The following is an 18461-nucleotide window of genomic DNA, read 5'->3' on the forward strand; positions in this document are numbered from 1 at the left end:
AAGGCCATTGCCATGCGCGCCGCCGTCTATGACGCCTACACCGAGAACTTCGACGACATCACCGTCCGCGAGCTGCCCGATCCGAAGCTGCCGCCCGCCTCGGTGCTCATCGAAGTCAAGGCTGCCGGAGTCAACCCGGTCGACTGGAAGCTCGTCGGCGGGCACCTCGACCCGGTCATGCCCACGCAGTTCCCCGTCATCCCGGGCTGGGATGTCGCCGGTGTCGTCGTCGGACTCGGCTTCGACACCCCGGAATTCTCCATCGGCGATGAAGTCGTCGCCTATGCACGCAAGGACGTGCTCGGCGGCGGGACCTTCGCCGAGAAGGTCGCCGTCCCCGTGCGTGCGGTCGCCCCGAAGCCGAAGAGTCTGAGCTGGGAACAGGCAGGCGGACTGCCGTTGGCCGGCGGCACCGCTCTGCGGACCCTCGAGTCCCTCGGCGACCTGGAGGGCAAGACCGTGCTCATCCACGGAGCCTCCGGGGGAGTGGGCGGCTTCGCCGTGCAGATCGCCCGGGCCGCCGGAGCACGCGTCATCGGCACCGCGTCCGAAGCCAATCATGAATACCTGCGCGGACTCGGCGCCGAGCCCGTGACCTACGGCGACGGCCTGGTCGAGCGCGTTCTCGAGGCTGCCGGCGGCGAGGTCGACGGGGTCGCGGACTTCGTCGGGGGAGTCCTCGACGACACCCTGGCCGTGCTCGCCGAGGGCGGAGCGCACGCCTCGGTGGCCGATCCCAGTGTCGCCGAGCACGGCGGACGCTACATCTGGGTGCGTCCCGACGGCTCCGAGACTGCTCGCCTCGGTCTCCTCGTCGACGAAGGAAAACTCACCGTCGACATCGCAGGCACCTACGGCCTCGACGATGTTCCCCGGGCCTTCAAGGACAGCGCCACCGGTCACGTCCGCGGCAAACTCGTCATCGTGCCCTGAATATCGGCTATACCGTCCTCGGTGATCGAAATATCGCCGAGGCGGGACTCGGCTGATCCGGTGATCAGCTGAGTCCCAGCGCCGCGGCCGCTGCGGCGCGCAATTCGACCCCGACCACCTCGGCGCTGGAGCGACGAGCCTGGTGCGGGGTCGAATTCATCATCCCGAACGCCGCATGCACGCGCACAGTGGCCGACTCCAGCGTCCACGCCGGATGGGCGGCCTCGACGACCTCCGCCCACCGACTGACATAGGCACGCTGGAGACGGCGCACGGTCCGTCGCGATTCGTCCGGCAGCGCCTCGAGGTCACGGTCCTGGATGCGGATGAGCTCGGGCTCGCTCATGGCGAAGTCGACATGGAAGTCGATGAGACGCCGCAGGGTCGGGACCGCCTCGGTGGGGAAGATCCCCGAGGCGGTGTCCCATGCCGCGGAGACGATCTCCTCGCCTCCGGACTGGAGATACGCAGAGATGCCGACGAGGAGCTCCTCGAGCACGGCCTCCTTCGACGAGAAATGCCGGTAGACCGCCGGCGCCGAGATCCCCGCACCTTTGCCCAGGTCGTCGAGGCGCACCCCATGGAAGCCGTGCCGGGCATAGAGCGTCTTCGCGACCTTGAGCAGCTGCTCGCGCCTGGCTGCCTTCGCCGCTGCCCGCGCCGTCGGCTTGGCCTCGTCCGAGATCGACATCCGGCCTCCTTCCCTGAGCCTGATGCCCACCGCCTGGGACGACGTCGGTGCGGGCTGGCTCGTGCGTTGTCAGTTCTGCCTGTGAGCAGTATCATAGCAGTCAGTTAAGAATCATTAACTGAAATGAGGATGGAATGAGAGCAGTGGGAACTGCGGTCAGTCCGGCGACGGGGCAGGTCAACTCCGAGGCCCACGCCGAACTCATCGCTGAACTCCGGGAGCGCATTGCGGCCACAGCCCGCGGCGGTTCCGAGAAGTCCAGACAGCGCCATATCGATCGCGGAAAGCTGCTGCCGCGTGAGCGCGTCGAGCATCTCCTCGACCCCGGCACTCCCTTCCTCGAACTCTCTCCGCTGGCCGCCAACGGCATGTATGACGACGCCAGCCCGGGCGCCGGAATCATCACCGGAATCGGGCGGGTCGCCGGCCGCGAATGCGTGATCGTGGCCAATGACGCCACCGTCAAGGGCGGAACCTACTACCCGGTGACCGTGAAGAAGCACCTCCGGGCCCAGGAAATCGCCAAAGAGAACAGCCTTCCGTGCATCTACCTCGTCGACTCCGGTGGCGCGAACCTGCCGAATCAGGACGACGTCTTCCCCGACCGAGAGCACTTCGGTCGCATCTTCTTCAACCAGGCCACACTCTCCGCTGCCGGAATCCCGCAGCTGGCCGCCGTCATGGGCTCCTGCACCGCCGGCGGCGCCTACGTCCCCGCGATGGCCGACGAATCGATCATCGTCTCCGAGCAGGGCACGATCTTCCTCGGAGGCCCACCGCTGGTCAAGGCCGCCACCGGCGAGGAAGTCACCGCCGAAGAGCTCGGCGGCGGAGCCCTGCACTCCCGGGTCTCCGGCGTCACCGACCACCTCGCGGCCAATGACCCCCATGCACTGGAGATCATGCGCGACATCGTCTCGACTCTCGGGCCGAAGAGCACTCCGAACTGGGACGTCATCGAATCCCGCATGCCGGCACACTCGCCGGAGGAGCTGACCTCGGTGGTGCCGGTGGACTCGCGCACACCGTATGACGTCCGCGAGGTCATCGCCCGCCTCGTAGACGGATCCGAGTTCCACGAGTTCAAAGCCGAATACGGCACGAGCCTCGTCACCGGATTCGCTCACCTCGACGGACACCCCGTCGGCATCATCGCCAACAACGGAATCCTGTTCGGCGAATCCGCGCAGAAGGGCGCCCACTTCATCGAGCTCTGCGACCAGCGCAGCGTGCCGTTGGTGTTCCTGCAGAACATCTCCGGATTCATGGTCGGCCGCGACTACGAAGCCGGCGGCATCGCCAAACACGGTGCGAAGATGGTCAACGCCGTCGCCACCGCCCGCGTCCCGAAGTTCACCGTCGTCATCGGCGGCTCCTTCGGCGCCGGCAACTACTCGATGTGCGGCCGCGCGTATTCCCCGCGTTTCCTGTGGATGTGGCCCAATGCCCGCATCTCCGTGATGGGCGGCGAACAGGCCGCCAGCGTGCTCTCGACCGTCAGGCGCGACCAGCTCGAGGCCCGCGGCGAGGAGTGGAGCGCCGAGGCCGAAGACACGTTCAAACAGCCCATCCGCGACCAGTACGAAGCCCAGGGAAACCCGTACTACTCGACGGCTCGCCTGTGGGATGACGGAATCATCGAACCCGGTGACACCCGCCAGGTACTGGCACTGGCCCTCGAACTCGCCCGCTTCGGACCGATGGAACGCCCGCTGAATGCCAGCGGCTACGGCGTCTTCAGAATGTGAGCCCCACCATGACGAAAATGTTCACAACAGTCCTCATCGCCAACCGCGGCGAGATCGCCCTGCGCGTCATCCGCACCTGCCGCCGACTCGGCATCCGCACCGTCGCCGTCTACTCCGACGCCGACGCCCGTGCGGCCCACGTCAAGGCCGCCGACACCGCGGTCCGCCTGGGGCCGGCCGCCGCCTCCGAGTCCTATCTGCGCATCGACAAGGTCATCGCCGCAGCACAGGCCACGGGAGCCGAAGCCATCCACCCCGGCTACGGATTCCTGTCGGAGAACGCCGAATTCTCCGCTGCCTGCGCCGACGCCGGAATCGTCTTCCTCGGCCCCGGAGCCGACGCGATCCGGACGATGGGCGACAAGATCACCGCGAAGCAGGCTGTCTCCTCCCGCGGGGTGCCGCTCGTGCCCGGCACGAAGGACGCCGCGATGAGCGACGAGGCCCTCATTGCGGCTTCGACGGACATCGGCTTCCCCGTGCTCATCAAGCCCTCCGCCGGCGGCGGCGGCAAAGGAATGCACGCGGTGTTCGAAGCCGACAAACTCGCCGAGGCGCTGCGGACCGCCCGCCGCGAAGCCGCGAGCTCCTTCGGCGACGACACGCTGTTCCTCGAACGCCTCGTCGCCACCCCGCGCCATATCGAAGTCCAGATCATGGCCGACGCGCACGGCAACGTCATCCACCTCGGCGAACGCGAATGCTCCCTGCAGCGCCGTCACCAGAAGGTCATCGAGGAAGCACCCTCTGCGCTGCTGGACGAAGAGACCCGCGCCCGAATCGGCCAGGCCGCCTGCGAGACCGCGAAGTCCGTCGGCTACGTCGGAGCCGGCACTGTCGAGTTCATCGTCGGGGCCGACCGTCCCGATGAGTTCTTCTTCATGGAGATGAACACCCGACTGCAGGTCGAACACCCCGTCACCGAGGAGGTCACCGGAGTGGACCTCGTCGAACTCCAACTGCGCGTCGGCGCGGGCGAAGAGCTGCCGCTGACGCAGGATGACATCACACTGACCGGGCATTCGATCGAAGCGAGAATCTACGCCGAGGATCCCTCGCGCGGGTTCCTGCCCACCGGTGGGCGTGCCCTCGACGTCGTCTTCCCAACCGGTGAGGGCATCCGCGTCGATGCCGGCCTCGACGCTGGCCAGACCATCGCCTCGGACTACGACCCGATGATCGCGAAACTCATCGTCCGTGCCGACGATCGGGCAACGGCGCTCAAGCGGCTCGATGCCGCGCTCGCCGCCTCGGCGGTGCCGGGAATCGTGACGAACATCGACTTCCTGCGCACCCTTCTCGCACTGCCCGAGGTGATCTCCGGGGACCTCGACACCTCACTCATCGACAACCTCGGCGAGGATCAGCTGGCGCACAGCGCCGGTGAGACCCACGCGCAGCTGGCGGCCGCCGCTGTCACGGTCACCGGGGGAGCGGCAGGCACGACCCTGACTGGACCGGTCACGGACGCCGAACTGACCGCGAATCGGTCGGCCGCCTCGGCGTGGGCAGGACCCAGCGCCTGGCGCACCTCACGTCCGGACTTCCACCCCACGGTCACCCTGGCCACGGGCGGAGAGACGGTCGACGTCGAGACTCGAGCGGGAGCCGTCGAGGTCGATGCCGACGGACTGTGGCATGTCACCCTCGACGGGATTCAGCACACGGCGCGGATCTTCTCCGATGCCCGTGACCGCAGCATCTGGGTGAGCACCGACACCGGAATCCACGTCTTCACCCGGCCGCGGGCCGACACCTCGCTGACCCCTGGACTCGAAGGCGCCGAGGTGCTCGCACCGATGCCCGGCTCCGTCGTCGATATCAAGGTCGAAACCGGCGACCACGTCGAACAGGGCGATCCGATCGTCGTCGTCGAGGCAATGAAGATGGAGCACGTGCTCACCGCACCCGCAGCCGGAATCGTCACCGTCACCGCTGTCGAAGGCGCCCAAGTCGCTCTCGACGAAGTGCTCGCCACAGTCGTCGACGAAGCCGCCGCCGAGGCCGTCGCAGACGCCACCGAATAGTCACCAGCCACTCACACCACAACCACGCCACAAGCGGGGAGGAAACAATGGAAACCTTTGTTCCGGGAATGCTGCCCGAAGAATACGAAGACCTGCGTCAAGGTGTCGCGAAATTCGCCGACGAAGAGGTCGCACCCGTCTCAGCCGAACTCGACGCCAAGCACGAGTTCCCCTACGACCTCGTTGCGAAGATGGGCGAGATGGGGCTGTTCGGTCTGCCTTTCGACGAAGAGTACGGCGGAATGGGCGGCGACTACTTCGCTCTGTGCCTGGCCATCGAAGAACTCGGCCGGGTCAACCAGTCCCTGGCCATCACGCTCGAAGCCGGGGTCTCGCTCGGAGCGATGCCGATCTACCGCTTCGGCACCGAAGAGCAGAAGAAGGAATGGCTGCCGAAGCTCACCGACGCCTCGGGCCTGGCCGCCTTCGGCCTGACCGAACCCGAGGCCGGATCCGATGCCGGCGGCACCCGGACCAAGGCCACTTTGGACAACGGGACCTGGACGATCAACGGCAGCAAGTGCTTCATCACGAACTCCGGCACCGACATCACCCGCCTGGTCACCGCCACCGCCGTGACCGGAACCCGAACCTCGAAGTCGGGCCGCGAAGTGCCTGAGATCTCGACGATCATGATCCCGACCGGCACCCCCGGCTTCACCGCCGAACCGGCCTATGACAAGGTCGGCTGGAACTCCTCGGACACGCACCCGCTCACCTTCGACAATGTGCAGGTGCCCGAAGAGAACCTGCTCGGCGAACGCGGACGTGGCTACGCGAACTTCCTACGCATCCTCGACGAGGGCCGCATCGCCGTGGGCGCCCTGTCCGTCGGCGCCGCCCAGGGCTGCGTCGACGAATCAGTGAAGTACGCGAAGGAACGCCAGGCCTTCGGCAAGCCGATCGCCGACTTCCAGGGCATCTCCTTCAAGATCGCCCGCATGGAAGCACGCGTCGTCGCAGCCCGGTCGGCGTACTACCTCGCGGCTTCGCGGATGCTCGCCGGACTCCCGTTCAAGAAGGAAGCGGCTATTGCGAAGATGATCGCCGGCGAAGCAGCCATGGACAATGCGCGCGACGCCACCCAGATCCACGGCGGCTACGGCTTCATGAACGAATACCTCGTGGCTCGCCACTACCGCGACTCGAAGATCCTCGAAGTCGGCGAAGGCACCACCGAGGTCCAGCTCATGCTCATCGCCCGCGAACTCGGACTCTGAGCTCCCGCTCCTGATCTGAGAGCAGGTGCCGACCTTCCGTCGGCCACCCATGCCAAATCGCCCGCCGAGGCGGCGCCGCACATCCGTACGGACGTGCAGGTCCGCCTCGGCGGGCGATATTCTTATCCGATAACACCGTGAGGTGAGACGGCGACCGAAAGGGAAGTGGGAGCACATGGATCTCAGCATGGTGGCATCGGTGGCGACGACGACGTGGATCGTCATCGAATACATCGTGAAGATCATCGCGGTCGGTGTGGTGCCGGAGAACCGCCGCCCGTCATCGTCATCGGCATGGCTGCTGCTCATCCTGTTCGTGCCGATCGTCGGAATTCCCGCATTCCTGCTGCTTGGCAGCCCTTATATCAACCAGCGCCGGGCGCGGATCCAGGCTGAAGCGAACGAACTCATGCACGAAGGCGCCGACGACCTGCCCGATGTGCCGCCGTCTCTGGTCGCCGAGCCCGAATTCGTCTCCGTCGCCCAGCTGGGGCGGGCACTGACCGCGTTGCCGATGGTCACCGGCGACAGCCATGGGGTGATCTCCGATTACGAAGCGTCGATAGCGCGGATGGCCGAACTCGTCGACGAAGCACACGAATACGTCCACGTCGAGATCTACATCATGGCGTGGGATTCGACGACCGACGTCTTCTTCCAGGCGCTCGAGCGAGCATCTGCGCGCGGGGTCGAAGTCCGTGTCCTCTTCGACCACATCGGATCCCGGAAGTATCCGGGATTCCACCGGCTCGGCAAACGACTGAACGCGGCCGGCATCGAATGGCACCTGATGCTGCCGTTCATTCCATGGCGAGGCAAGGCTCGGCGCATCGACCTGCGCAACCACCGCAAGCTGCTCGTCATCGACGGCAAGCGGGCGATGATGGGTTCGCAGAACATGATCGATTCGAGCTACCTCAACAGGAAGAACTCACAGATCGGCCGGAACTGGCACGACATCATGGTCGAGCTTTCCGGGCCCATCGTCGCCGGAATCGAGGCGGTGTTCTCCACCGACTGGTATTCCGAATCGGGACAGGCTCTGGGTATCCGCCCGTACGAGCGCGACGGCAACGAGCCCGAAGTAGGCGGGGCGACGAGCGCGATGCAGCTGGTTCCTTCTGGGCCCGGGTTCACGACCGCTCCGAACCTCAAGGTCTTCACCTCGATGATGTACATGGCGCAGAAGCGTCTGGCCATCGTCAGCCCCTACTTCGTGCCCGACGAATCGCTGCTGGCCGCCGTGGAGACCGCGGCCAGGCGTGGGGTCGACGTCGAACTCTACGTCAGCGAGCAGGCGGACCAGTACATGGTCGACCGGGCACAGTCGTCCTACTACCGGTCGCTGCTCGAAGCTGGGGTGCGGATCTTCCTGTACCCGAAACCCGCCGTGCTGCACACGAAGTGCTTCATCGTCGACGACCTCTATGCCGTGATGGGCTCATCGAACATGGACATGCGCTCGTTCGGCCTCAACTACGAGATCAGCCTGCTGACCACCGGCGGCGACCTGGTCGACGACATCATCGATGTCGTCGCCGACTACCAGGGCGTCAGCGACGAACTCACCCTGGAGGAATGGGAGAAGCGGCCATGGCCCCGCCGCTATATGGAGTCCGTCATGCGCCTGACGTCTTCGCTGCAGTAGGCGGGCTAGGGGCAGGCTGCTTCGCCGAGAAACGGGCAGCGGCACGGCTGCTTCGCCGAGAAACGGGCTGAGTGTCGAGAAACGCACGTGCGCGCCCGTGTCTCGACACTCAGCCCGTTTTTCGCTGATCAGTCGTCTCGATGGCCCGCTCGATCGCAGCGAAGATGCGAGGTCTGAAGAGGTCGCCGAAGCTCAGGTTGAAGACCTTGAAGCCGGCGTTGAGAAGATCCATATTGCGCTGATGACTCAATTTGGCCGCCTCATCAGGGCCGTGAGGGTTGAGATAGAACTTGCCGAGACCGTGGACTTCCACTGCGACAGCAGCGGACTTGTGCCGAAAGTCATTGCGTCCGATGAACTTGCCCGACTCTGTGAACGTGTCGACCTGCGGGACCATTCCGGTTACTCCGAAGCGATGGAACTTCACTGCGCAGACCGCCTCGGCTGGAGATTCATATTCGGCGCTCGAGAGATCAACGGCCAAGAGGGCTCTTCGGCGTCCGCGTTGCCCTTTCGCCAACAGATCGGTGATGTCTGCCCGGTCCACCTCTCCCGAACGGAGTGCTTGAGAGATGAGCGGTACAGAAACTTCGAGCGAACGGTCAAGAGCAACGTCAGCCAGAGTCCTGGGCAGAGTGGTGACCGGATAGGCGAACTCGGATGAGACCTGTTCCGGTGGAAGTCTGCGCGAGTAGATGAACACGCCGTCGTAGTTGCGGGTAGGGGAGTTCCTGGAGATCTCGACTTTCGACGATTCGAGCACAGCGGGGTCAAGACAGTGGATGAGCGCGGCCGAAACATGAGAGAACACATCTCCCGGCAGAAGCTCACCGAGGCGGCATGCGATCTGGACCCGCAGCTCCTCGGCTTCGTCCCGCAGATCTCCGAAGGTTTTTGGAAACGAAGTGTCGTGATCCGTGGAAAGACCGCGGATGGGTCCGTGATGGCTATCATCACACGACTTGCGGATCACGTAGTGACCCTTCCTGACTAGGCGCAGGCAGCATCGTTTGGCGTCGGCCAACTGTCTGCGGGACATGCCGAGTCCACGGAGCTGTTGCGCTGTCAGCACTTGGAACATCTATCAAGGATGATCTTAAAATATTCCAAATGCAAGCAAATACTATTAAACGTGGTTTATTTGTGTGGTCAGATGGTGCAGCTTCGGCGACGGCGAAGGTGAAGGGATTGATGCAGCACGGGCCTGTGCTGGGTTGCAAGGTCGCCGGCTCCATCGAAAAACGGGCTGAGTGCCGAAACACGGGTGCGTACACCCGTGTTTCGACACTCAGCCCGTTTCTGGGCGGCCCGGGGTGCATGCCCCCTGTCTCTCGGCGAAGGAGTGCGTGCCTCAGGCGGAACCCGTGGGGTCGGGGCCGAGGTCGCCGCGGCTCTCCAGCGGCACGTCCAGCAGATTGTGGACGCCGTCGACGATCTCGTTGGGTCGGAACGGAAAGCGGCGGACATCCTCGGCGGTGGAGATTCCCGACAGCACGAGGACCGTGTGCATGCCCGCTTCCATGCCCGCGATGATGTCGGTGTCCATGCGGTCGCCGATCATTGCGGTGCTCATCGAATGGGCGCCGATCCTATTCAGGGCCGAGCGGAACATCATCGGGTTGGGCTTGCCCACGACGTAGGGTTCGCGGTTCGTCGCCTTCGTGATGAGAGCGGCGATGGCGCCGGTGGCAGGCAGGACGCCCTCGGGGGAGGGACCGGTGGCGTCGGGGTTCGTGACGATGAAGCGGGAGCCGGCGTCGATGAGGCGGATCGCCTTCGTGATCGCCTCGAACGAATATGAATGGGTCTCGCCGACGACGACGAAGTCCGGGTCGTGCTCGGTCATGACGAACCCGGCCTCGTGGATCGCCGTGGTCAGCCCCGCCTCGCCGACGACATAGGCCGTGCCGTGCTCGACCTGATTGGACAGGAAATCCGCAGTGGCCATCGCAGAGGTCCAGATGTTCGACTCGGGGACGTCGAGCCCGTTCGAGCGCAGCCGGGCGGAGAGATCACGAGCGGTGTAGATGGAGTTGTTCGTCAGCACCAGGTAGGGGATATCGGCCTGACGCCACTGGGCGAGCAGCTCTGCGGCTCCCGGCAGAGGATTGTTCTCCTTGACCAGGACACCGTCCATATCGGTCAGCCAGCAGTCGATCGAATCGCGATCCATGTCTCTCCTCGAGCTCGGGGTGGGCCGAAGCGGCTGCTTCCAGCCTAGTCGGGTTGGGCGCAAGTGTGCTGAGAAGTCCGATCCGGGGTGGTGCCGTACCCCTTTGCGGATCGTCCCAGAGCCCCCTTGACGGAGCGGTCGAAAAGTGTATTGTAGTAATCACTTAATTAAGGGGATGCTTAAATGAGTATGGATCACGTCTTCGCGGCGCTTGCCGATCCGACGCGTCGGGCGATCATCGATCGTCTGCGCGGGGGAGACAAGACCGCCGGTGAGCTCGCGGAGCCGCTGCCGATCAGTCGTTCCGCGGTCTCCCAGCACCTCAAGGTGCTCGAGACGGCGGGGCTGATCACCCGATCGAAATCCGCGCAGCAGCGCATCGTCGCACTCAACGCCGATGCCCTCACCGAGGCCGCCGGCTGGCTGCAGGCGGCCCACGACGAATGGCAGCAGCGCTTCGACAGCCTCGACCGCATCCTCGCCGAGGAGGTGCCCACCGATACATCGACGACCGACCCGTCGACCACAGATCGAACTGCGGACTGACTATCGACATCAACGACGTACCGAATGACGCAGACATCACGTATGACGCAGACATCATGCAAGACTCAAGGAGGAGAACAGCGATGAACGCCGAGAACACAGCCACCACAGACACCACAGCCAACACCGCGACCGATCCCAACAGCGCACAGGCGGGAGAACCCGGATTCACCATCGTCCGCGAATTCGCCGCCCCGCGCGCCCGCGTCTGGGAAGCCTGGACGAACCCGGACGTCATGGCCCGCTGGTTCCACCCCGAAACGCTGGTCACTCCACGCGAATCCGTATCCGTCGACCTGCGGGTCGGCGGCGAATACACCTATACGATGCGCATACCCGATACGGGGCAGGAGTTCCCGACCGCCGGGAAGTACCTTCACATCGACGAGCCCGTCCGCCTCGACTTCACTTGGGGAAGTCCCGGCGAGGTCGACGATGCCCCGCGCGTCAGCGTCGCACTTGAGGAGATCGGCGCCGACCGCACTCGCATGACGTTCACGCTGACCGGCCTGCCCAATGACTCGGGTGAAGACGCCAGTGCCTACGACGGATGGTCATCGGCCTTCAACGAACTCGGTACAGAGCTCGGGTCCTGACCGGTGCCGACTGATCACGGCGGTGGACCGCCTCAGGCATCGCCGAGGTGGTCCACCGCAGCGAGCGACCGCAGGGTCCGATTGCCGAACCGATCGTCCTCGGTCAGTTCGGTGATGCACCCGGAATGCGCGGCGAACGTCGCCCGCCCCATCGCCTCGAGAGGCAGTTCGAGCCACCGACCGATGACGAACGTGTGGGCGAAGCCGTGGGTGACGACCACCTGGTGCGAGGCTCGCTGCGTGAGGATCTCGCCGACCGCGGCGTAGATTCGAGCACCGGCCTCGCGTCGCGTCTCCGCGCCGTCGATGCCTTCGGCATGATCGAGGCGCATCGTGTGGTCGAAGGCGTCGTCGGGCACGGGTGGGAAGATGAAGCGCGCGTCCAGCCAGGACTGCTCCCGTCCCTCCGCGACTCCGTACGACTTCTCGCGCAGACCCGGGTGGTCGATTGCGCGCGTGCCGAGTCGATCGGCGATCACTTCGGCGGTCCTGCGCGTCCGTTTGAGATCAGAGGTGAATACCGGCGCGGAGGCGGCCGTCGGGATCCGCGACCGCAGTTCGGCGGCGATGCGATCGGCTTGGAGTTCGCCGCGGACGGTGAGCTCGGAATCGTGCCACCCGCCGACCCGGGCCTCGAGATGGTGTCGGGCCTCCGGGTGGGTGACGACGAAGAGGGATCGTGTGATGGCCATGGTGTGCTCGATCCTACCGACCCCCGGGTCGCAGGGGTCCGGTGAATGGCGATAAACTCAAATCACGACGAGTGAGGAGCGTTACATGAGTGACAAGGTCATTGCACAACGAGGTCTGTGGCTGGACGAGATGGAAGTCGGCGCCACCTATAAGCACGCACCGGGCCGCACAGTCACCGAAGCGGACAACACCCTGTTCACGGCCGTGACGATGAATACCCAGGCCCTGCACCTCGACGCGGCCTGGTCGGCTACCGAACCCTTCGGCGAGCGCCTCGTCAACTCGATGTTCACCCTGGCCACCCTCATCGGTCTGTCCGTGTCCCAGCTGACGCAGGGAACGACAGTCGGAAACCTCGGTTTCTCCGAGGTCAGCTTCCCGGCACCGATGTTCCACGGCGACACTCTCTACGCAGAGACGACGATCCTCGACAAACGCGATTCGAAGTCCCGTCCGGGCCAGGGCATCGTCACCTTCGAACACCGCGGCTACAACCAGCACGGCAAACTCGTCGCGAAGGCCGTGCGCCAGGCGATGATGTTCGACTCCAGCCACGAGTCCACGGCGGCGAAGTCCGCCGCCGACACCGCCGATCAGTCCGACACCGGAAAGTGAGCCCCCATATGTCCCTCGAGTTCAAACCCGCCTGGCTCTTCGTCCCCGGCGATCGTCCCGATCGGTACACGAAAGCAGCCGAACGCTCGGATATCGTCATCCTCGACCTCGAAGACGCCGTCAACGAGGCCGACAAAGCTGCCGCACGGGAGTCCATCGTCGACTTCCCGCTCGACCCGACCCGCACGGTCGTGCGGGTGAACTCCCACGATTCGGGCCACCTCGGCGAAGATCTGAAGATGCTCGCGCGCACCGAGTACACGGCCGTGATGCTGCCGAAGGCGGAGCTTGCATCTGATGTGTCGATCCTGTCCGGGTTCCAGGTCATCGCGCTCATCGAAACCGCGCTCGGAGCCGTCAACGTCGCCGAGATCGCCGCTGCGCCGAATGTCTATGCGCTGATGTGGGGTTCGGAGGATCTCATCGCCGACCTCGGCGGAGGCTCCTCCCGCAGGGCCGATGGCGGCTACCGGGAGGTGGCCAAGCATGTGCGCAGTCAGACCCTCCTCGCCGCTCGGGCCCATCGCAAGTTCGCGCTCGACTCGATCTGGGCGGACATCCCGAACCTCGAAGGACTGGCAGCCGAGGCCGAAGACGCCGTACAGTCGGGGTTCTCCGGCAAGGTCTCCATCCACCCCAACCACGTGCCCGTCGTCCGCGACGCCTTCCGCCCCAGCGACGAACAGCTGACCTGGGCGCGGTCCGTGCTCGACCTGGCGAAGACGGAGAAGGGCGCATTCTCCTTCGAGGGCAAGATGATCGACGCCCCGCTGCTCAAGCACGCCGAACTCATCGTCGCCCGCGCGAACTGAGGGACACCACCTCGTGAACGTCTCCGATGCGCTCATCGCCGACCAGATCCGTGCCGTCCTCACCGCCGCAGAGACGGGGGACGGGACCGCGCCCATCGTCGAGGCAGGGAACCCGGTCCTCCGGTCCCAGACCCGCCCTTTCGACGGGCAGGTCGACGACGCCGAGCTCGAGCAGCTCGCCGAGGTGATGCGAGCGACCATGCTCGCCGCCCCGGGAGTCGGCCTTGCCGCCCCGCAGGTGGGCATCGGCCTGTCGATGTTCGTCGCCGAAGATCCTGGTGCCCGTGATCCCGAGGTCGCGAAGGTCCGGCAACGGGAGCCGATGCCGCTGAGGGTGGTCCTCAACGCGGGCTGCGAACGCGCCGGAGGTGAGGACGTCGCCTTCTATGAAGGATGTCTGTCGATCCCCGGCTACCAAGCCGTCGTGGCCCGCCCCCGCAACATCGCATTGACGGGCATCGACCTGCAGGGCGACCCCATCGCCGAGGAGGTCTCCGGCTGGTCGGCGCGCATCGTCGCCCACGAGACCGACCACCTATCCGGGATCCTCTTCCTCGACAAAGCCGAGATGCGATCCCTGGCGACGAACGAATCCGTGGCGAAGTTCTGGCACCAGCCCTCGACACAGAAGGCCGCCGCAGAACTCGGCTTCTCCTTGCCTTCGGGCATGGTGATGTGAACCTCCGCCGCGGTCGCCGGTCCGGATACCGCCGAGACTGTTGACCGCTCTCATCTGCGTCACAGGCGGGCATGTTTCGATAAGGACATGCGACTTCCCGACATCCCCCTTCGTCATCACCGAACCGTCCGTACCGCTGCCGCACTCGGCACCGGCGCCCTCGCGCTGGTGCGCCGCCGCGACGTCTCCGCCGAACGCCAGACCGGCCTGAGAGCGGGAACCGCCCTGGCCAATGCGGGCCTGACCTGGCTCACCGGGTCCCGGGCCTTCCTCGGCAAGGTGGGCGGATCGAGCGGCATCGACGAATTCCTCGGAGCCTTCTCCACCAGAGGGAGCGGTCCCGTCCGATATGCTTCCTCTCCTGCGCACATCTCTGACGTCGGAGTACTCGACGGCGATGCCGCCGCGGATACTTGGTGGGACGAACAGGCGAGCGTGACTTCCCCGGCGTTCCTCAATGCGGTCACCGCGGCAGCAGCGGGAGCGGCCTCATGGGCGCTCTGGCCGCTGACGGAGCGGCTGGCGGAGGCTATCGATGCGAAACTGCCGACGGGCGTCGGCCGAGGTCTCAATGCCGTCGTCAACGGCGGGCTCGTCGCGGTGACAGCGGTCCTCATCGACAAGGTCGAGAAATGGACCGACGACGTCGAGGACTTCGACTACGCGCCGGTCGAGATCGAACTGCCCACCCGCATCCGGGAGTCGGTGAACCTCCTGTTGTCACAGCCGCATCCCGTCGCACAAGCCACCGCCGAGGCAGTGTCCGAGCAGCTCGACACCGCGCGCTTCTTCGTCTGGGTCACCTACCCGAGAGCTGAGTATCCGGGAAACGAGCCGATCATTCTGGACCCCGACCGGCTGGCCGAGATCATCAGGAACGAAGACATCGAGAGCATCCACGTCTACCCCGCAGCATCATCCCCGCGGGTGGTCCCGGCAACGCAGACATACCCGGTCGTTGGGATCAGGCACAGCGCGGACCAAGATGGGGGAGAGACGGCTGAGAGGGAACTGAGTCTGAGCATCGTCAACGGCTATCTCGACGCCATCTCGTTCAGCTCGCCTGATTCAGATTTCAGGGTCTCCGAGGATCTTCCCGAGGACTCTGTGCCGGGAACGCTGCATCCCGAGGGCCTCGAACAGGAGTCAGACTATGCGGGCTACTCGAACAGCTTCGAGATCCTCGACGAGGACGAACATGTGACCGTGCTGGCGACGTGGCCTGCCCCCGATCAGCTGACCTTCCGCGCCGATGGCAGCTGATCGTACCGCTGGGGCCGGGAATAACCTGCTCGCGTCATCGTTATACGTTGCATGAGCGATCTTCGTACCCTCACCCTCGGCGCCGGCTGCTTCTGGTGCCTCGACGCCGTCTACCAGCGGACCACCGGCGTGAGAGAAGTGATCTCCGGCTACACCGGCGGACACACCGACAACCCCGGATACCGTGAGGTCTGCTCCGGGATGACCGGCCATGCCGAAGCCCTGCAGGTGACCTTCGACGCCGACATCGTTCCCGAAGACGTCATCCTCGGCCTGTTCTTCACCGGCCACGACCCCACGAGCCTGAACCGCCAGGGCTACGACGTCGGCACCCAGTACCGGTCGGCCATGTTCTATCGCGACGAGACCGAGAAGCAGCACTTCGCCGAGGCCATCGAATCCGCGCAGAACCTGTTCGACGATCCGATCGTCACCACCCTCGAACCTCTCGGTACCTTCTATCCCGCCGAGGCGGTCCACCAGGACTTCTACACCGCGAACCCGGACAACGGCTACTGCCGTGTCATCATCGACCCGAAACTGCACAAGGCCCGCACCGCCTTCGCCGAATGGGTGAGCTGATGGGCAGTCACAAAAAGGACAGATGCAAGAAGTCCAAACACAAGGACCGCAAACGGTCGGGGGACGCGAGCAAGGCATGCGAGGTGACGAAAGATCGCGTCCGTGCCCACTTCCTCGACGGCAACACCGGGCCATGGGCGAAGAGCTTGGCCGCGCAGGAAGCCCAGAACCTCCAGGGTGCACAGGCCGAACCGTCGCCGTGGGACGGGGCTCACCCCGCCGAGGCAACTGCCGCCTCAGCGACGGACCGCACCTCAGCCGTGACGCCCACCCGACGCGGTCCCGACTACTCAGCGCCCGCGTCGATCGACATCGTCGCCGATCCCGTCCTCCACGCCCTGAGCACCCGACGGTCGATCTCAAAGGTCGACCCGGAGACCCCGAACGACTCCGACCTGCTCGAGATCATCCGATCGATCTCCTCGGTCGCTGACCACAAGTCACTGCGCCCCTGGCGCTTCCTCATCATCCGCGGAGACGACCGGCACCGCCTCGGCGACGCCCTCGACGAAGCCGCCGGCGTCGTCCGCAAACCCGGCGAGACCAATACGAAGCCGCTGCGGGCCGAACTTCTGCTCGCCCTCGTCTCCTCACCGGTCGAACATGACAAGGTTCCCGAATGGGAGCAGCACGCGACCGCCGCTGGTGCCGGCCACCTGCTCGAACTCGCCCTGTGGCAAGCCGGCTGGGGAGTCATGTGGCGCTCGGGAACCCTGACGAACACCGAACCGGTCCGCCGCCTCCACCGCCTGAACGATCATGAACTGCTCATGGGCTGGTTCTACATCGGAGCCGTCCCCGAACGCTACCGACAGCGCCTGACCACGAGCACTCGCCCCCTGCCGAAGCCCGAACAGTTCCTCGATACCCTGTGAGCACTCCCGGCACCGACACTCCGGAAACGCGCCGCCTGCCCAAGGAGATCTATGTCCTCGTGGCAGCGGCCTTCATCGTTGCCCTGGGCTACGGAATCATCGCACCCGTCCTGCCGCAGTTCGCGGCGAGCTTCGACTTCGGGGTCACCGCCGCAACCATCGTCGTCTCCTCGTTCGCATTCTTCCGGTTCGTGTTCTCACCCTCATCCGGGCGCCTCGTCGATGCCTTCGGCGAACGCCGCATCTACATCACCGGTCTCCTCATCGTCGCAGCCTCCACCGCGGCCGTCGCCTTCGCTCAGAACTACTGGCAGCTGCTGATCTTCCGCGGACTCGGCGGCATCGGCTCGACGATGTTCAGCGTCTCCGCGATGGCGCTCATCGTCCGCCTCGCCCCGATCGACGCCCGCGCGAAGGCATCGTCGACGTATGCGACCGCATTCCTCGTCGGCAATATCGCCGGACCCGTCCTCGGCGGTGCCATGGCCGGATGGGGGATGCGCATTCCGTTCATCATCTATGCTGTCGGTCTGCTCATCGCCGCCATCGTCGTCCGCGTCTTCCTCGCCTCCACCGCATCCTTCGGCTCCTCGACGAAATCCGGGCGTGCCCGGCTGGAAGCGGAGAAGGACAAGCAGCAGCAGGAAGTCATGTCCTTCCGGGAAGCCTGGAAGGATTCGGCCTACCGGTCGGCGCTCATCTCCGCCTTTGTCCAAGGCTGGTCGGCGATGGGCATCCGCGTGGCCATCTACCCGCTCTTCGCCATCCAGGCCCTTAAGGCCGATACCGCAGTGGCCGGACTGGCGCTGACCATGTTCGCCATCGGCAATGCCTCGGCCGTGACGGTGGTCGGACGCTTTGCCGACACCGTCGGGCGCAAACCCTTCATCCAATGGGGCCTGTTCGTCCTCGGCGTGACCACCGCGGCGCTGGCCTTCATCGATTCGATCTGGCTGTTCTTCGTCTTCTCCATCATCGCCGGGATCGGCTCCGGCCTGGCCAACCCCGCTCAGCAGGCCACCGTCGCCGACGTCATCGGCCGCGACCGCAAGGGCGGCCGAGTGCTCGCCCGCTACCAGATGGCCCTCGACGGCGGAGCCATCCTCGGCCCGATCATCGCCGGAGCCGTCGTCGATCACTTCGACTACTCGTGGGCGTTCCTGCTCACCGGTGTCCTCGGCATCATTGCCGCAGGCCTGTGGTTCTTCGGCCGTGAGACCCGTCCCCGCCGACCGGCCGGCGTTCAATAGCCTGCCGACAGCTCGGCGCACCGGCAACAGCTCGGTGCACGGACCGAGCTGTTGCCGGTTCACCGAGCTGTCGCACGAAACGCGACGCGTCGGGATTCTGATTCCGAAAA

The 18461-nt window shown here is 65.3% G+C and carries 18 protein-coding genes; 14 read left to right on the top strand and 4 right to left on the bottom strand.

Annotated elements, in window-relative coordinates:
- The first annotated feature begins 12 nt into the window (after positions 1-12).
- Positions 13-933: an NADP-dependent oxidoreductase gene (locus ACOZ9V_RS05145; protein WP_139907208.1), complete on the top strand. Its 921-nt coding sequence runs from the start codon at positions 13-15 to the stop codon at positions 931-933.
- A gap of 64 nt (positions 934-997) precedes the next feature.
- Here the strand turns inward: ACOZ9V_RS05145 and ACOZ9V_RS05150 are convergent, their stop codons facing one another.
- On the bottom strand, positions 998-1624 hold the full coding sequence (locus tag ACOZ9V_RS05150) for a TetR/AcrR family transcriptional regulator (RefSeq protein ID WP_181270913.1): 627 nt from the start codon (positions 1622-1624) through the stop codon (positions 998-1000).
- Between the two features lie 134 nt (positions 1625-1758).
- On the opposite strand from ACOZ9V_RS05150, the gene ACOZ9V_RS05155 reads away from it, so the two are divergent.
- From ACOZ9V_RS05155 to cls, 4 genes are all read left to right on the top strand, one after another.
- Positions 1759-3372: a carboxyl transferase domain-containing protein gene (locus ACOZ9V_RS05155; RefSeq protein ID WP_181270912.1), complete on the top strand. Its 1614-nt coding sequence runs from the start codon at positions 1759-1761 to the stop codon at positions 3370-3372.
- A gap of 17 nt (positions 3373-3389) precedes the next feature.
- Positions 3390-5399 (top strand): acetyl-CoA carboxylase biotin carboxylase subunit, encoded by a 2010-nt coding sequence (locus tag ACOZ9V_RS05160; RefSeq protein WP_434594240.1) that lies wholly within the window; start codon positions 3390-3392, stop codon positions 5397-5399.
- 47 nt (positions 5400-5446) lie between these two features.
- Entirely contained in the window at positions 5447-6619 is a 1173-nt protein-coding gene (locus tag ACOZ9V_RS05165; RefSeq protein ID WP_434594242.1) for an acyl-CoA dehydrogenase family protein, read from the top strand.
- 175 nt (positions 6620-6794) lie between these two features.
- A complete protein-coding gene (gene cls, locus ACOZ9V_RS05170) occupies positions 6795-8267 on the top strand; it encodes a cardiolipin synthase (RefSeq protein WP_434594245.1) in 1473 nt (490 codons plus the stop codon).
- A 109-nt stretch (positions 8268-8376) separates the two neighbouring features.
- On the opposite strand, the gene ACOZ9V_RS05175 is transcribed toward cls, so the two are convergent.
- Positions 8377-9306, bottom strand: a complete 930-nt coding sequence (locus ACOZ9V_RS05175; protein WP_434594247.1) for a hypothetical protein — start codon at positions 9304-9306, stop codon at positions 8377-8379.
- Positions 9307-9618: 312 nt separating this feature from the next.
- The gene (locus tag ACOZ9V_RS05180; RefSeq protein ID WP_139468677.1) at positions 9619-10440 is read right to left on the bottom strand and encodes an HAD-IIA family hydrolase; all 822 of its coding nucleotides are present in this window, start codon (positions 10438-10440) and stop codon (positions 9619-9621) included.
- A 183-nt stretch (positions 10441-10623) separates the two neighbouring features.
- On the opposite strand from ACOZ9V_RS05180, the gene ACOZ9V_RS05185 reads away from it, so the two are divergent.
- Together ACOZ9V_RS05185 and ACOZ9V_RS05190 are read left to right on the top strand one after the other, a co-directional pair.
- Entirely contained in the window at positions 10624-10986 is a 363-nt protein-coding gene (locus ACOZ9V_RS05185; RefSeq protein WP_139907214.1) for an ArsR/SmtB family transcription factor, read from the top strand.
- An 83-nt stretch (positions 10987-11069) separates the two neighbouring features.
- The gene (locus tag ACOZ9V_RS05190) at positions 11070-11582 is read left to right on the top strand and encodes an SRPBCC family protein (RefSeq protein ID WP_181270908.1); all 513 of its coding nucleotides are present in this window, start codon (positions 11070-11072) and stop codon (positions 11580-11582) included.
- Between the two features lie 32 nt (positions 11583-11614).
- On the opposite strand, the gene ACOZ9V_RS05195 is transcribed toward ACOZ9V_RS05190, so the two are convergent.
- Entirely contained in the window at positions 11615-12274 is a 660-nt protein-coding gene (locus ACOZ9V_RS05195) for a histidine phosphatase family protein (RefSeq protein ID WP_172173851.1), read from the bottom strand.
- An 85-nt stretch (positions 12275-12359) separates the two neighbouring features.
- Between ACOZ9V_RS05195 and ACOZ9V_RS05200 the strand changes: the two genes are divergently transcribed.
- From ACOZ9V_RS05200 to ACOZ9V_RS05230, 7 genes are all read left to right on the top strand, one after another.
- On the top strand, positions 12360-12890 hold the full coding sequence (locus ACOZ9V_RS05200) for a MaoC family dehydratase (RefSeq protein WP_434594254.1): 531 nt from the start codon (positions 12360-12362) through the stop codon (positions 12888-12890).
- Between the two features lie 8 nt (positions 12891-12898).
- Positions 12899-13702 (top strand): HpcH/HpaI aldolase/citrate lyase family protein, encoded by an 804-nt coding sequence (locus ACOZ9V_RS05205; protein ID WP_139468672.1) that lies wholly within the window; start codon positions 12899-12901, stop codon positions 13700-13702.
- A 13-nt stretch (positions 13703-13715) separates the two neighbouring features.
- Positions 13716-14381: a peptide deformylase gene (locus tag ACOZ9V_RS05210; RefSeq protein ID WP_139468671.1), complete on the top strand. Its 666-nt coding sequence runs from the start codon at positions 13716-13718 to the stop codon at positions 14379-14381.
- An 87-nt stretch (positions 14382-14468) separates the two neighbouring features.
- Positions 14469-15644, top strand: a complete 1176-nt coding sequence (locus ACOZ9V_RS05215; protein WP_434594258.1) for a hypothetical protein — start codon at positions 14469-14471, stop codon at positions 15642-15644.
- 51 nt (positions 15645-15695) lie between these two features.
- Positions 15696-16226, top strand: coding sequence for a peptide-methionine (S)-S-oxide reductase MsrA (gene msrA, locus ACOZ9V_RS05220; RefSeq protein WP_139468669.1), 531 nt, complete (start codon positions 15696-15698; stop codon positions 16224-16226).
- A gap of 83 nt (positions 16227-16309) precedes the next feature.
- Positions 16310-17101 carry a nitroreductase family protein gene (locus ACOZ9V_RS05225; protein WP_434594261.1) on the top strand — a complete coding sequence of 264 codons (792 nt, stop codon included), beginning with the start codon at positions 16310-16312 and terminating at the stop codon, positions 17099-17101.
- Positions 17098-18351, top strand: coding sequence for an MFS transporter (locus ACOZ9V_RS05230; protein WP_172173836.1), 1254 nt, complete (start codon positions 17098-17100; stop codon positions 18349-18351). The genes ACOZ9V_RS05225 and ACOZ9V_RS05230 overlap by 4 nt, the downstream gene beginning before the upstream one ends.
- Positions 18352-18461 lie beyond the last annotated feature (110 nt).

The organism is Brevibacterium sp. 1718 (assembly GCF_051131255.1).
GTDB lineage: Bacteria > Actinomycetota > Actinomycetes > Actinomycetales > Brevibacteriaceae > Brevibacterium > Brevibacterium sediminis.

What these genes read in the sequence shown, in the direction of transcription:
- ACOZ9V_RS05200 (WP_434594254.1), top strand. Translation starts at nt 12,360, where the DNA reads ATGAGTGACAAGGTCATTGCACAACGAGGTCTGTGGCTGGACGAGATG.
- ACOZ9V_RS05190 (WP_181270908.1), top strand. Translation starts at nt 11,070, where the DNA reads ATGAACGCCGAGAACACAGCCACCACAGACACCACAGCCAACACCGCG.
- ACOZ9V_RS05145 (WP_139907208.1), top strand. Translation starts at nt 13, where the DNA reads ATGCGCGCCGCCGTCTATGACGCCTACACCGAGAACTTCGACGACATC.
- ACOZ9V_RS05160 (WP_434594240.1), top strand. Translation starts at nt 3,390, where the DNA reads ATGTTCACAACAGTCCTCATCGCCAACCGCGGCGAGATCGCCCTGCGC.
- ACOZ9V_RS05165 (WP_434594242.1), top strand. Translation starts at nt 5,447, where the DNA reads ATGGAAACCTTTGTTCCGGGAATGCTGCCCGAAGAATACGAAGACCTG.
- ACOZ9V_RS05195 (WP_172173851.1), bottom strand. Translation starts at nt 12,274, where the DNA reads ATGGCCATCACACGATCCCTCTTCGTCGTCACCCACCCGGAGGCCCGA.
- ACOZ9V_RS05205 (WP_139468672.1), top strand. Translation starts at nt 12,899, where the DNA reads ATGTCCCTCGAGTTCAAACCCGCCTGGCTCTTCGTCCCCGGCGATCGT.
- ACOZ9V_RS05150 (WP_181270913.1), bottom strand. Translation starts at nt 1,624, where the DNA reads ATGTCGATCTCGGACGAGGCCAAGCCGACGGCGCGGGCAGCGGCGAAG.
- ACOZ9V_RS05215 (WP_434594258.1), top strand. Translation starts at nt 14,469, where the DNA reads ATGCGACTTCCCGACATCCCCCTTCGTCATCACCGAACCGTCCGTACC.
- ACOZ9V_RS05175 (WP_434594247.1), bottom strand. Translation starts at nt 9,306, where the DNA reads ATGTCCCGCAGACAGTTGGCCGACGCCAAACGATGCTGCCTGCGCCTA.
- ACOZ9V_RS05185 (WP_139907214.1), top strand. Translation starts at nt 10,624, where the DNA reads ATGAGTATGGATCACGTCTTCGCGGCGCTTGCCGATCCGACGCGTCGG.
- cls (WP_434594245.1), top strand. Translation starts at nt 6,795, where the DNA reads ATGGATCTCAGCATGGTGGCATCGGTGGCGACGACGACGTGGATCGTC.
- ACOZ9V_RS05180 (WP_139468677.1), bottom strand. Translation starts at nt 10,440, where the DNA reads ATGGATCGCGATTCGATCGACTGCTGGCTGACCGATATGGACGGTGTC.
- ACOZ9V_RS05155 (WP_181270912.1), top strand. Translation starts at nt 1,759, where the DNA reads ATGAGAGCAGTGGGAACTGCGGTCAGTCCGGCGACGGGGCAGGTCAAC.
- msrA (WP_139468669.1), top strand. Translation starts at nt 15,696, where the DNA reads ATGAGCGATCTTCGTACCCTCACCCTCGGCGCCGGCTGCTTCTGGTGC.